This is a genomic window from Paenalcaligenes sp. GW821-LYS-B07-1, from assembly GCF_058803365.1.
The window spans coordinates 1192644-1205024 of record NZ_CM179516.1; the positions used below are offsets into that span (position 1 = coordinate 1192644).

The 12381-nt window shown below is 48.4% G+C and carries 14 protein-coding genes; 10 read left to right on the top strand and 4 right to left on the bottom strand.

The window, feature by feature from the left end; translation table 11 throughout:
• Nucleotides 1-29: 29 nt before the first annotated feature.
• The gene (locus tag AC3QL0_RS05595) at nt 30-245 is read left to right on the top strand and encodes a hypothetical protein (protein ID WP_493010452.1); all 216 of its coding nucleotides are present in this window, start codon (nt 30-32) and stop codon (nt 243-245) included.
• Nucleotides 246-249: 4 nt separating this feature from the next.
• On the opposite strand, the gene AC3QL0_RS05600 is transcribed toward AC3QL0_RS05595, so the two are convergent.
• Nucleotides 250-1029 carry a lipoate--protein ligase family protein gene (locus AC3QL0_RS05600; protein ID WP_493010453.1) on the bottom strand — a complete coding sequence of 260 codons (780 nt, stop codon included), beginning with the start codon at nt 1027-1029 and terminating at the stop codon, nt 250-252.
• Nucleotides 1026-1304: a lipoate-protein ligase small subunit gene (gene lplB / locus AC3QL0_RS05605; RefSeq protein ID WP_493010454.1), complete on the bottom strand. Its 279-nt coding sequence runs from the start codon at nt 1302-1304 to the stop codon at nt 1026-1028. The genes AC3QL0_RS05600 and lplB overlap by 4 nt, the downstream gene beginning before the upstream one ends.
• Nucleotides 1305-1589: 285 nt before the next feature.
• Here lplB and rplS point away from each other — a divergent pair, with 285 nt between their 5' ends.
• Both rplS and AC3QL0_RS05615 read left to right on the top strand, forming a co-directional pair.
• Complete coding sequence (gene rplS, locus AC3QL0_RS05610; protein ID WP_493010455.1) at nt 1590-1970, top strand: 50S ribosomal protein L19; 381 nt, start codon at nt 1590-1592, stop codon at nt 1968-1970.
• A 62-nt stretch (nt 1971-2032) separates the two neighbouring features.
• Nucleotides 2033-2755, top strand: a complete 723-nt coding sequence (locus tag AC3QL0_RS05615) for a CoA pyrophosphatase (RefSeq protein ID WP_493010456.1) — start codon at nt 2033-2035, stop codon at nt 2753-2755.
• A gap of 3 nt (nt 2756-2758) precedes the next feature.
• On the opposite strand, the gene rsgA is transcribed toward AC3QL0_RS05615, so the two are convergent.
• Nucleotides 2759-3661: a ribosome small subunit-dependent GTPase A gene (gene rsgA / locus AC3QL0_RS05620; RefSeq protein ID WP_493010457.1), complete on the bottom strand. Its 903-nt coding sequence runs from the start codon at nt 3659-3661 to the stop codon at nt 2759-2761.
• Nucleotides 3639-4901, bottom strand: coding sequence for a M48 family metallopeptidase (locus tag AC3QL0_RS05625; RefSeq protein WP_493010458.1), 1263 nt, complete (start codon nt 4899-4901; stop codon nt 3639-3641). The genes rsgA and AC3QL0_RS05625 overlap by 23 nt, the downstream gene beginning before the upstream one ends.
• A 47-nt stretch (nt 4902-4948) precedes the next feature.
• Here AC3QL0_RS05625 and orn point away from each other — a divergent pair, with 47 nt between their 5' ends.
• The 7 genes from orn (at nt 4949) to aceA (ending at nt 12329) form a co-directional block, all read left to right on the top strand.
• On the top strand, nt 4949-5494 hold the full coding sequence (gene orn / locus AC3QL0_RS05630) for an oligoribonuclease (protein WP_493010459.1): 546 nt from the start codon (nt 4949-4951) through the stop codon (nt 5492-5494).
• A gap of 27 nt (nt 5495-5521) precedes the next feature.
• Complete coding sequence (acpS, locus tag AC3QL0_RS05635; protein WP_135863775.1) at nt 5522-5923, top strand: holo-ACP synthase; 402 nt, start codon at nt 5522-5524, stop codon at nt 5921-5923.
• A gap of 23 nt (nt 5924-5946) precedes the next feature.
• On the top strand, nt 5947-7005 hold the full coding sequence (gene nagZ, locus AC3QL0_RS05640; protein ID WP_493010946.1) for a beta-N-acetylhexosaminidase: 1059 nt from the start codon (nt 5947-5949) through the stop codon (nt 7003-7005).
• Nucleotides 6968-8791 (top strand): excinuclease ABC subunit UvrC, encoded by a 1824-nt coding sequence (gene uvrC, locus AC3QL0_RS05645; protein ID WP_493010947.1) that lies wholly within the window; start codon nt 6968-6970, stop codon nt 8789-8791. Before nagZ ends, uvrC begins: the two co-directional genes overlap by 38 nt.
• Nucleotides 8792-8822: 31 nt before the next feature.
• On the top strand, nt 8823-9392 hold the full coding sequence (gene pgsA / locus AC3QL0_RS05650) for a CDP-diacylglycerol--glycerol-3-phosphate 3-phosphatidyltransferase (RefSeq protein ID WP_493010948.1): 570 nt from the start codon (nt 8823-8825) through the stop codon (nt 9390-9392).
• 4 nt (nt 9393-9396) lie between these two features.
• Entirely contained in the window at nt 9397-10653 is a 1257-nt protein-coding gene (locus AC3QL0_RS05655) for an MFS transporter (RefSeq protein WP_493010460.1), read from the top strand.
• Between the two features lie 368 nt (nt 10654-11021).
• A complete protein-coding gene (aceA, locus tag AC3QL0_RS05660; RefSeq protein ID WP_493010461.1) occupies nt 11022-12329 on the top strand; it encodes an isocitrate lyase in 1308 nt (435 codons plus the stop codon).
• Nucleotides 12330-12381: the final 52 nt, after the last annotated feature.

Here is a 12381-nt window from a genome sequence, read left to right on the forward strand (position 1 = left end):
TATAAGAAAACAGTTAATTGAGGTGCGTTATGTCTTTCACTACGTATAGAGAACAACAGAGTCACAGCGTGTCATCCCATATGCGTTCTGCAGTCTTAGATGCTTCTTTCCCTGCAGAGCAAAACTGCTATTTAACCGCTAAGCGTTCACAGCGTTATTCCAAAGTACTGGATATCTGTTTGGTTGCCTTGTGGGGCGTATCTATTCCAGGTTTGATGTGGCTGGGTGCGTATAGCGGCTTATAAGCGTTTAGGGGACTAAAGTCGTCCATTCTAGGGTACGGAATTTTTGATCGGCTAGTTGTTCGGCACGATGTAGTGTGTCGGCATCCAGCGATACCTCTTCCAGCGGTGCTAGCTTTCTGAACTGCTCTATCATGCAGTTAATAATTGCTTCACGCTCCAGCCCGGTTTGGCTACGTAAAGGGTCTACACGTTTTTTAGCGCTGGTAGTGCCTTTATCCGATAGTTTCTCTTTGCCGATGCGCAGCACTTCTAGCATCTTGTCGGCGTTAATGTCGTACGCCAGCATGGTGTGGTGCAGCACCGCTTTAGAGCGTCTGGCCTGAGCCGCGCCACCAATCTTGCCCTTGCTGCTGGTGATGTCATTTAAAGGCTGATACCACGCATCTATACCCAGCGTTTTCAATGTTTCTACTACCCAGCTATCCATTAGCGCGTAGGACTCTTGAAAACTCATGCCGTGTACTAGCGAGTCAGGGGCACAAATAGAGTAGGTGATGCCATTGCCTGGCTCAAGAAACATAGCGCCACCGCCACTAATACGACGTACCACAGAAATATCGTGGCGTGCTGCACCTTCTGGGTCTACTTCGTTTTTTAGTGATTGGAAACGGCCAATAATCACTGTAGACGATGCCCATTCCCAAATACGCAATAATGGGGGGCGCTTACCTGTGCCTACGTCATCGGTCAGGATCTCATCCAGTGCCATGTGCAAGGCAGGGTCTTGTGGTAAATCGTGAATCAACTGCCAGCGGTAGTGATTCCAGTCTGTACGTGTGGTCATGCTAGGGCTCTCCCTACAACAACAGCAACAGCTGCGGCGTCAAAGCCGAATAGCTGAGCCTCAGCGGGTAGCGACTGTTCAACGGCAGCCTCAATAGTAGCGGCATCACTGGTAGCAGCTAAGCCTGTTAAGGCATGGTTGATGTGATCCAGAGCTTCGGGAGGTTCCAGAAAGAAATCACCGCTAAGTTGTACGTTAGCTAACTGATTATCGTGAACCTCAAAGTCTATAACCACCAGTTTTCCACCGGGGACTTTATATTCACCATGCTTCATGTGTATGTTCCTGAGTAAACGGTACGGTATGCACTGGCGCAGTGCATCATCAGACGTACGCAAAACGAGTACTCCTGAGGGCATCGTTCCGCGCTAAGTTGTATGCTAGCTAAATTCTGTGTGTTTTAGGGGGATATGCTACGTTTGGCCTTGAAAATAAGGATTTTTTTCAAGATGGGTGCTAAAATACCGAGTTCATCCTCTGATGGGTAATTAGGTCTATAAACTTTAAGATAGACTTGAAAATGGCAAACAATACCCAGTCAAGATGCTTTGGAGCTTATTGTGAATCTTATCGAAATCCTGGAACAGGAAGAAATCCAACGCCTGACAAACGGCCAAGCATTGCCTGAGTTCGCTCCTGGCGATACCGTTGTCGTAAACGTAAACGTTGTTGAAGGTACACGTAAACGTGTACAGGCTTACGAAGGTGTAGTTATTGCTCGCCGTAACCGTGGCCTGAACTCTTCTTTCATCGTGCGTAAAATCTCTTCCGGTGAAGCTGTGGAACGTACATTCCAGTTGTACTCCCCACAAGTAGCAAGCATTGAAGTTAAACGTCGTGGTGCTGTGCGTCGCGCGAAACTGTACTACTTGCGTAGCCGTTCCGGTAAGGCCGCTCGTATCAAAGAAAAATTGGTACGCAAAAACGCTGCTCAAGCGTAAGCGCTGTAATACCATCAGAAAGGGCACCTTAGGGTGCCTTTTTTGAAACCAGAGAGTTCTTAATGTCTGAAATCATGCCTACAGATGTAAAACGGAGCACGTGGTTTAACCCAGAAACCCAACCCGTTATTGCCGTAGACTCCTTGCCTAGCTTGGCTAAAGAAGCCTTGCAGGAAGATTTCATTCGTGAGGCTTTCAAAGAAATGCCCTTGGGCCAAGTTGATCCACACTTTCAAGGCCAATTTGTAGAAAATTTTACCGCAGCACCCACGGCTATTCCTGCTGCCGTGTATTTGGGGTTGCAACAGCGTGAGACAGGTATGTCCATGCTGTTTACTCGTCGTTCTGCACAATTACTGCATCATGCTGGGCAAATTAGTTTTCCGGGAGGACGCATAGACCCCGAAGACCTAAGCGTGCAAGCAGCTGCATTGCGAGAAACGCATGAAGAGGTGGGTATTGATCCTGACTATCTAGAGCCGTTAGGGCAGCAACCTATCTTTTTAAGCTCATCAAGTTTTGCTATGTGCCCTGTAGTGGGCATGATTCACCCTGGCTACCGTATTGTGCCGTCCCCGGCAGAAGTGTCAGAGGTGTTTGAGGTGCCGTTATCGGCATTATTGGACCCTAGTCAGCACACCTTGCATCAAGTGCAAATCAATGGTGTGAATTACCGCCAGTATTTTGCCATTCGTTGGCAGCAGCATTTTATTTGGGGGGCTACGGCGGTGATTGTCCGTAATTTCTACCATTATTTGCATGCTGCACACCAACGCTTAGCCTAAGGCTCAGTACCGGCTTTGCGCCTCGTATTCCGCTAGCAAACGCTCATATAAGGCGTAGCGTTCTGGGTGAATTTTTCCTGCCTTAAGCGCTGCCACAATACCGCAATGTGGTTCATGGCGATGTGTGCAATTATAAAACTTGCAGTTCGTCAGTTCTTCCACGAACTCAGGAAACCCTCGAACAATATCAGCGGGTTCTAGGTGGGCTAAGCCAAAGGTTTGGAATCCAGGGGAGTCTATAAGTTGGCCCGTGACGCCAGGGATATGGTACAGACGTGTGCTGGTAGTGGTGTGTCTCCCTGTACCTAATGCCTCGGAGTGTGTTTGGGTATGTGCGTTCGCTTCAGGGATTAGTGTGTTTAGTAGTGTGGATTTACCCATACCGCTTTGTCCCAATAGCAGCGTGCAGCGGTTTTCTAATATGGGATACAGCAGGCTTTTAACTTGTTCTTCATTGAGCGCACTAAGCTCAATGATAGGAATATTTAAATCGGCCAAAGGCTGTAATTGTTGTCTAGCACGTTCTACGCTAGGTAGGTCGGCTTTATTTAGAATGATAATTGGGGCAATGTCAGAAAACTCGGCTGCTACCAGTGCACGGCCACAGAGGTCCTCTGAGAAAGGTGGTTCTGCGGCGACCACAATCAGTAGTTGGTCAATATTGGCGGCAAATTGTTTAGAGCGCGCCTCGTCTGATCTATATAGCAGATTGCGGCGATCATGTATGGTTTCTATGGTACCTTGTTCTGCGCTTTGGACACTAAAATCTACCTTATCACCCACGCAAATACCGCTGCGCTTGCCGCGTGTGTAGCACTTACGTACATCACCGTTTTCGTCTTCTACAAAATAGTGACGGCCATGTGCTGCGATAACGGTACCACTAGATAGATTGCTGGTTTTCATAACGTTCCAAGTGTTGGAGGCGGCTTAGGGCACTAGGGTGGGTGTCGTAAAAAGCGGAGTGCAAAGGGTCGGGCGTTAAGGTTGCTGCATTATCGTTATAGAGCTTCAGCAACGCATGGCGCAGATGTATGGATGGACATTGTGCAGCGGCAAACGCATCTGCTTGGTATTCGTGCTTTCTGGAAGACAGGTTGGTTAAGGGAGTGATCCAGAAAGTGAACACGGGTAGGCACAGGAAGAACAGCACCAAGGCCATGCCATCGTTGGCCCGGCCTAATTGTGGAATCACACCTAGGTCTACATAAAACCATGCTTTTTGAGAAAGCCAGCCTAGCAGTAGGAACACTAACAGTGAGCCTAGAAAATTAAAAATCAGGCGCTGGCGTATGTGGTGGTGCTTAAAGTGACCCAGTTCGTGCGCCAGTACAGCTTCAATTTCTTCATCGTCTAGTTTGTTGAGCAGCGTGTCAAAAAACACGATGCGTTTGTTATTACCCAAGCCGGTGAAATAGGCGTTGCCATGAGCAGAGCGTTTGGAGCCATCCATGACATACAAGCCATTCAATTTAAATTGACAACGTTCCGCTAGTGCATTGATGCGATCACGTAGGCTGTCGCGTTCTAGGGGCTTGAAGCTGTTGAAAAGCGGGGCGATGAATGTGGGGTACGCCCAAATCAAAAATAGGTTAAAACCCACCCAGAACAACCATGCCCATAACGGCCATTGCGCCCCAGCTTTTTCCATGAAGAGCAAAATGGCGCCAGCGCAAATGCTTAGCAATACCATGCCTAAGACGCTGCCTATTAACGTATCGCGCACAAACAAGGCAGGGGTAAGGCGATTAAAGCCAAAGCGAGCTTCTAAGCGGAATTTTTTCCACACATTAAAAGGCATGCTGATTAGCCCAAGTAGGCCTGCAACGCTAAGGATTAAGGCAATTTGACGCCAAATTTCATGATCTATATGACGTGCCCAGAATAGATCTAGTTGCTGTAGGCCACCCATTAACGTTAAGCAAATCAACACTACAGCATCCACTAAACGTTCGTATTGGTTAAGCTTCACTTTCGCGACGGTGTAGTCTGCGGCTCGTTGATGGCTGCGTAACGAAATACGCGAGCTAAACTCCTCTGGTACAGTACCGCGATGCAACATGACGTGGTGAATCTGTCGTTGCGCCAACCAAAAGCGGGTAAACAAATCCAGCAGAAAGAAGCCTAGAAAAAGGTAAGTGAACATGTAGTGCTGGTAGGTATGCGAAAATAGGGTTTTTAAAGGAAGATTATATGGCGGTTACAAATCAACGTTTGGTCTGGTTAGATATGGAAATGACCGGATTAGACCCAGAAAAAGAACGTATCATCGAAGTGGCAGTCGTTGTGACTGAAGCAGATTTAAGCATTGTGGCAGAAGGTCCGGTGATCGTCATCCATCAAAGCGATGCCTTGCTGGATGCAATGGATAATTGGAATAAAGGTACACATGGTCGTAGTGGCTTGATTGATAAGGTAAAAACATCTACTACTACTGAAGAACAAGCTGAAGATGTGTTGCTAGCTTTCTTGAAAAAACATGTACCTGAAGGTGCTTCCCCTTTGTGCGGTAACACCATTAGCCAAGACAGACGCTTTATGTACAAGTACATGCCTCGTCTGGAGCAATACTTCCATTATCGTAACCTGGACGTCAGTACCTTAAAGGAATTGGCGCGACGTTGGAAGCCTGAAGTGGTAAGTAGCTTTGTAAAACACAGCCGCCACGAAGCGTTGGCTGATATTTACGAATCCATTGATGAATTGAAACACTACCGAGAGCACTTCCTGAAAGTGTAAGTAGCACGGTAGGCAGAGGGGCTATACATGGGCAGCATTGCGGGAATAGGCACCGACATTACATATGTATCGCGCATTCAGGCCGCGTATGAACGCCGGCCCGATCGCTTTGTGCAACGTATTTTGGGGCCAGAGGAACAAGTGGTATTTGCACGGCGTGCTGAGCGCGATATGCGACGCGGCATGCGCTATCTGGCAACTCGATTTGCCGCTAAAGAGGCCTTTTCTAAAGCTGTAGGCTTGGGAATGCGTATGCCGATGGCATGGTCGCGAATGCAAGTGTTAAATGCTCCCAGTGGTAAACCTACGGTAGTGCTAGCAGAACCGCTGGCACACTGGTATAACCAACGTTTTGGTGCTGCGCATGTCAGTCTGACCGATGAGTCTGATTTAGTGATGGCATTTGTGATTGTGGAAAGTCAGACCTAATGACTAAAAGTGGAAACATCAGCATGAAGCAAAGTGAGCAGGGCTCAGTGTTGTTACCCGGTCCAGTAATGGTGGACGTAGCGGGTACTGAATTAACCGAAGCAGAACGTCAGCGGTTGCAGCACCCTTTAGTAGGGGGCGTGATTCTATTTGCACGCAACTTCAATTCGCGTGAGCAACTGACTGCATTATGCGACGCTATACATGCGTCCAGAGATGAGCCGTTGTTGATTGCCGTGGATCACGAAGGTGGTCGTGTGCAACGTTTCAAAACAGATGGTTTTACCGTGCTTCCAGCCATGCGTCATTTGGGTACGCTCTGGGAAAAAGATGCCAAAGCAGCCGCAGAAATGGCGGCGGCTGTTGGGTATGTCTTGGCAGCTGAGCTACGTGCGTGTGGCGTAGATATGAGCTTTACACCTGTGTTGGACTTGGATTGGGGCGTTAGTGGAGTAATTGGCAACCGTGCCTTCCACCGCGATCCAAAAGCGGTGGCGATGTTGGCTACTGGTTTGGTGCAAGGCTTGCATCGTGCTGGTATGGCCAGTTGTGGCAAACATTTCCCTGGTCACGGCGCGGTAGAGGCGGATTCTCACCATGAGATCCCAGTGGACGAACGCGACCTAGAGCAAATCTTGAATGATGATGCGGCACCTTACGGTTGGTTGGGGGCGATGGTGCTAGATAGCGTTATGCCTGCACACGTGATTTATCCCAAAGTAGACGATAAACCTGCTGGTTTTTCTCGCTACTGGCTGCAGCGCGTATTGCGTAAGGCATTGGGTTACGAGGGGGTGATCTTCTCTGATGACCTGACTATGGAAGGCGCAACCGTAGCAGGTGATATTTTGGCTAGAGCTGAGGCTGCATTGGGTGCTGGTTGCGACATGGTGTTGGTATGCAATAGACCTGATTTGGCCGATGAGCTGCTGCAGCGTTTACAGCACAGTTCTGATCCTGAGTCTGTGCAGCGTATACGCCGTCTGCGTTGTTTGGAGCCTGCTTTGGCGTGGGATGATTTGCAGTCTGATGAATACTACCAGCATGCCAGAGAGCTTCAATCTCAAATCGTTTCTAGCTGAACTGCCTAATTTGCCAGGTGTCTACAGGCATCTGGATGAAGAAGGTACGGTGCTTTACGTAGGCAAAGCTAAAGATCTGAAAAAGCGCGTCAGTTCGTATTTTCAGAAAAATTTGTCTAGCCCGCGTATTGCCCATATGGTGGCGCGCATTGCACGTATTGAAGTGACGATTACGCCTAGCGAAGCCGAAGCGCTATTGCTAGAAAATAATCTGATCAAGCGGTTGCGCCCACGCTACAACATCCTGTTTAGGGATGATAAGTCGTACCCTTATTTGCAGTTGAGTGCCCATGAGGCGCCACGTATTGCCTATTACCGAGGCAACACTAATGTGGGCGGGCAGTTCTTTGGGCCGTACCCCAATGCTTGGGCGGTACGCGAAACTATACAAATTCTGCAGCGTGTATTTCAGTTACGTACCTGTGAGGATGGGGTATACGCACACCGTTCACGTCCCTGTTTGTTGCATCAAATCCAACGATGTACGGCACCATGCGTGGGCAATATTTCTCTGGAAGAATATCAAGCTGATGTGAAACGGGCTGTGCGCTTCTTGTCTGGGCAAGCCAATGAGGTATTGCAGGAAATAGAAGAGCGCATGCAAGAAGCCGCTGAGCAGTTTGAGTTTGAACAAGCTGCCGTATTGCGTGATCAAATGCGAGCGTTATCTACGGTATTGCAACAGCAGACCATGGAGCATGCAGGTACTGATGATTTGGATGTGATTGCGGTCATCAGCGAAGAGGGCAAGGTGTGTGTCAACTTGGCTATGGTGCGTGGCGGGCGTCACCTAGGGGATAGAGCATTTTTTCCGACCCAGGTGCAAGACGATACGCCAGAAGATGTCTTGGCTGCATTTATTAGTCAGCACTATATAGAGCGTCCTTTACCTCCTGTATTAGTGGTATCACATCGTTTGTTGGATACCGCTATTTTGGACATGCTCAAAGAGCAAACTGGCAAAGAAACACGGTTACTGATTCGTCCTCAGGGCGTGCGTAAAGCATGGCTAGAGCAAGCATTGAAAAATGGCGAATTGGCCTTGGCGCGCAGACTGAATGAGGCCATTACCAAAGCAGCGCGCACCCTAGATTTGGCGTCAGTGCTAGGACTGGATACCGATGATGAAGCGTTGGAAGCATTGACTATTGAGTGTTTCGATATTAGTCATACGGCAGGTGAGGCGACTCAAGCGTCATGTGTGGTGTATAGGCATCATGATATGCAACCCACTTTATATAGGCGATATAACATCGCGGGAATTACTCCCGGGGATGATTATGCCGCAATGCGTCAGGTGTTATTTAGACGTTATGAGCGTGTTGCAGAAGGTCAGGCAACCTTACCAGATATAGTGCTAGTGGATGGTGGTAAAGGCCAGATATCCATGGCAAAACAAGTATTTAACGAGCTTGGTTTAGATACGAATGTGTTGGTGGGTGTGGCCAAAGGCGAAGGACGTAAAGTAGGGCTTGAGACCCTGATTTTTGCCGATGGCAGGCCCGAGCTGCGCTTGGGTGTGGCGTCTCCTGCATTAATGTTAGTGGCTGAGGCGCGCGATGAGGCGCACCGTTTTGCCATTACTGGGATGCGAGCCCGTCGCGCAAAGTCTAGGAATGTGTCACGATTAGAAGATATAGAAGGCGTAGGAGCAAAACGCCGGCAACGCTTGTTGGCTCGCTTTGGCGGGTTTACAGGTGTAGTAAATGCGAGCATAGATGATTTAGCTTCTGTTGAAGGAATATCTGCTGCATTAGCTGAGCGTATCTACTATGCTTTACGTTGATGTTTTGTAATACCGAGTTAGCCACATGATGATGCCTCTTACTTTTCCCATGGCCCTGACCTGGTTGAGAATCCTGATGATCCCGCTGGTACTGGCGTTGTTTTTCTTGCCAGAAAGTTGGATGAACATACATTCGCGTGATGTATTAGCCTGTGGCGCTTTTATCGTGGCTGCTATCACGGACTGGTTCGATGGTTGGCTTGCGCGACGCTGGAATCAAACCTCAGCCTTTGGTGCGTTTCTGGATCCAGTTGCCGATAAGTTGATGGTATCGGCCGCATTGCTGGTATTGGTGGATTTAGGGCGCGTGGGCTTTGTTATCGCCTTTATTATTATTGGTCGTGAGATCGCCATTTCAGCCTTGCGCGAGTGGATGGCACAAATGGGTGCTAGCAGCAGCGTGGCGGTTAATTGGTTGGGTAAATTCAAAACAGCAGCGCAGATGCTCGCTATCCCATGTTTGTTGTACTGGGAAAACTACGAGGACATACCTGTGGGCGTCATTGGGCAGGTGTTAATCATCATCGCGGCGATTCTGACAGTGTGGTCCATGTGCTATTACTTGAAGAAAGCTTGGCCTGAAATAGCCCGTAAGAGTTAATGCCATGGCTGTATCAGAGCTGACCGCTGAAGAAGTCGTTCATCGAAAACAAGACTGGAGCATCATTAGCCTTATAGGTGTGGTGCATGCCAGTTCGCACTTTTTTCAACTGCTACTGCCCACACTGTATGTGTTCTTAGCGCGCGAGTTTGGCTTTGACTATGTTGAGCTGGGCGCATTAGCCACCACATTTTTTGTGGTGTCTTGCTTGGGACAGGCTAGTTCGGGTTTTATTGTCGATCGTATAGGCCCCATTCCTGTATTGCTATTTGGTTTGGGAGGCTTTGTGATCTCCGGCATTATGATTGGTTTTGCTACCAGTTACTGGATGCTGTGGTTAGCGGCTGCCATTGGTGGTGCTGGGAATTCCATTTTTCACCCGGTAGACTACTCCATTATTAATCACCGTGTCAGTGCAAGACGCTTAGGGCATGCGTTTAGCGTGCATGGTCTAACAGGTAACTTGGGCTGGGCATTAACGCCTTTATTTGTGGCGGCGATTGCTTCTGATCATGGTTGGCGAGCAGCCGCTTTTTCTGCGGCAGGATTAATTGCGGTGGTGTGGTGTGCAGCTTTCTTGGGTAGAAACCTGTTAGCTGGTCAGCATAAGCGACAGCAAGTGGAAGCAGTACAAGAAATATCGTCCGAAAAATCCTTGGCGAGTGAGGGGGTCTGGCAAACTCTAAAAATACTCTGTAAGCAACCTGCCTTGTGGGGCGCTTTCTTATTTTTCGCCTTTTCCTCTATGGCGTTGTCTTCGGTGCAGAACTACACCATCCCTATGCTGGGTAGTGTTTATCACATTGACCCGGTGGTAGCAGGTACAGCATTGTCAGCCTATATGGTGACAGCGGCAGTGGGGATGTTGGCGGGCGGTTTCTTGGTCGGAGCTGATGCACGAAGTGAGCGCACGGTATTTTTATCCCTGTGTTTTGCCGGGTTGATGTTGGTGCTGCTAGGCTCAGGGCTTTTAAGTTCGTCTGTTGCCGTCGTGATGGTGGGGTTGGCGGGTTTCTTCTCTGGTGTGGCTGCACCATCGCGTGACATGCTGATTAGACGTGTGACCCCTAAAGGGGCAACAGGCACTGTATACGGTTTGGTGTATTCAGGCATGGATGTGGGTTCGTCATTGGCTCCGTTGATGTTTGGCGCCATGTTGGATGCTGGTTTGAATAGAGGTCCATGGTTTGGGGCTGCCGTAGCATTTTGTATTTCTGCCTCGATGGCAGTGTGGATTGCACGGGCTGCTGAGAAGAAGTAACGTCGTAGTCCGTGCTCTCTATATAGATAGAGAGTAATAGGTTGTAGTAAAGAAACACCTCAGAAATTGGAATAACGCCAATTTTCGAGGTGTTTTTTTATTTTCTATTATTTTTTGGTACAAAAAGGTTCAATTTTCATATTGTGGTTGTGGCTTTCCGCATTGTGAAAACCAAATGGCGCGCTGCACAATAAATTTTTCCATAAACAAAAATATGATTTCATATCTTGAAATATAAATCGTATGTTATTGATATTAATTATAAAAATATATAGTCTTATATAAGATATAAGTGTGTTGCAGACGCAGCATTTGCGTAGACTAATACTCATCTTGATTGTTTTCTTTTTCTTGTATTGGAGACTGACATGAGTAACCGCGAAACCGAAATCCGCAACTTGCAGAAATACTGGGCCGAGGACCCACGCTGGCAAGGTATCAAACGCACATACAGTGCTGAAGAAGTTATCCGTCTGCGTGGCTCTACTGTAGAAGAGCACACCTTGGCGCGTCGCGGTTCCGAGAAGTTGTGGAAGATGATTACTGAAGAACCCTTTGTAAATGCATTGGGTGCGTTGACAGGTAACCAGGCTATGCAGCAAGTGAAAGCTGGCTTGAAAGCGATTTACCTGTCTGGCTGGCAAGTGGCTGGTGATGCAAACGGTGCAGGCGAAATGTACCCCGACCAATCGTTGTACCCCATCAACTCGGTTCCTCAGGTTGTACGTCGTATTAACAATGCCTTGATGCGCTGTGACCAAATTCAATGGTCCGAAGGTATGAATCCTGGTGATCAAGGCTATATCGATTACTTGGCTCCTATCGTTGCCGATGCAGAGGCTGGTTTCGGTGGTGTATTGAACGCATTTGAGCTGATGAAATCCATGATCGTGGCAGGTGCATCTGGCGTTCACTTTGAAGATCAACTGGCAGCAGTGAAAAAATGTGGTCACTTGGGCGGTAAAGTGTTGGTTCCAACACGCGAAGCTATCTCTAAACTAGTGGCTGCTCGTTTGGCTGCCGATGTTCTGAATGTACCTACAGTATTGGTTGCTCGTACTGATGCAGAAGCGGCTGACCTGATTACTAGCGATGTAGATGACAACGACAAACCGTTTATCACAGGTGAGCGCACGGTAGAAGGTTTCTTCCGCACACGTCCAGGTGTGGATCAAGCGATCTCGCGCGGTTTGGCTTACGCTCCTTACGCTGACTTGATCTGGTGTGAAACATCTACGCCGAACTTGGAGTACGCAAAACGCTTTGCTGAAGCCATTCACCGTCAGTTCCCAGGCAAAATGCTGTCATATAACTGCTCGCCTTCCTTTAATTGGAAGAAAAACTTGGATGACCAGACTATTGCAAAATTCCAACGCGAGTTGGGTGCAATGGGTTACAAATTCCAGTTCATCACCTTGGCTGGTTTCCACGCACTGAACTACGGCATGTTTGATCTGGCACACGGTTATGCTCGCAACAACATGACCGCTTTCGTTGATCTGCAAGAGCGTGAGTTTGCTGCAGCAGAGCGTGGTTTCACAGCGGTACGTCACCAACGCGAAGTAGGTACTGGGTACTTCGATGCTGTAACACAAACTATCGAAGGTGGCCAATCTTCTACTACAGCATTGGCAGGCTCCACAGAAGCTGCCCAATTTGCTAAAGCCGCTGAATAAAGCTAGCATCATGGGTTGATACAAGCCGTAGCATCTTTGGATGCTGCGGCTT

Coding starts and splice junctions, on each gene's coding strand:
- AC3QL0_RS05615 (WP_493010456.1), top strand. CDS start 2,033: ATGTCTGAAATCATGCCTACAGATGTAAAACGGAGCACGTGGTTTAAC.
- rsgA (WP_493010457.1), bottom strand. CDS start 3,661: ATGAAAACCAGCAATCTATCTAGTGGTACCGTTATCGCAGCACATGGC.
- lplB (WP_493010454.1), bottom strand. CDS start 1,304: ATGAAGCATGGTGAATATAAAGTCCCCGGTGGAAAACTGGTGGTTATA.
- nagZ (WP_493010946.1), top strand. CDS start 5,947: ATGAAGCAAAGTGAGCAGGGCTCAGTGTTGTTACCCGGTCCAGTAATG.
- aceA (WP_493010461.1), top strand. CDS start 11,022: ATGAGTAACCGCGAAACCGAAATCCGCAACTTGCAGAAATACTGGGCC.
- AC3QL0_RS05595 (WP_493010452.1), top strand. CDS start 30: ATGTCTTTCACTACGTATAGAGAACAACAGAGTCACAGCGTGTCATCC.
- AC3QL0_RS05655 (WP_493010460.1), top strand. CDS start 9,397: ATGGCTGTATCAGAGCTGACCGCTGAAGAAGTCGTTCATCGAAAACAA.
- orn (WP_493010459.1), top strand. CDS start 4,949: ATGGCGGTTACAAATCAACGTTTGGTCTGGTTAGATATGGAAATGACC.
- acpS (WP_135863775.1), top strand. CDS start 5,522: ATGGGCAGCATTGCGGGAATAGGCACCGACATTACATATGTATCGCGC.
- AC3QL0_RS05625 (WP_493010458.1), bottom strand. CDS start 4,901: ATGTTCACTTACCTTTTTCTAGGCTTCTTTCTGCTGGATTTGTTTACC.
- pgsA (WP_493010948.1), top strand. CDS start 8,823: ATGCCTCTTACTTTTCCCATGGCCCTGACCTGGTTGAGAATCCTGATG.
- AC3QL0_RS05600 (WP_493010453.1), bottom strand. CDS start 1,029: ATGACCACACGTACAGACTGGAATCACTACCGCTGGCAGTTGATTCAC.
- uvrC (WP_493010947.1), top strand. CDS start 6,968: ATGCCAGAGAGCTTCAATCTCAAATCGTTTCTAGCTGAACTGCCTAAT.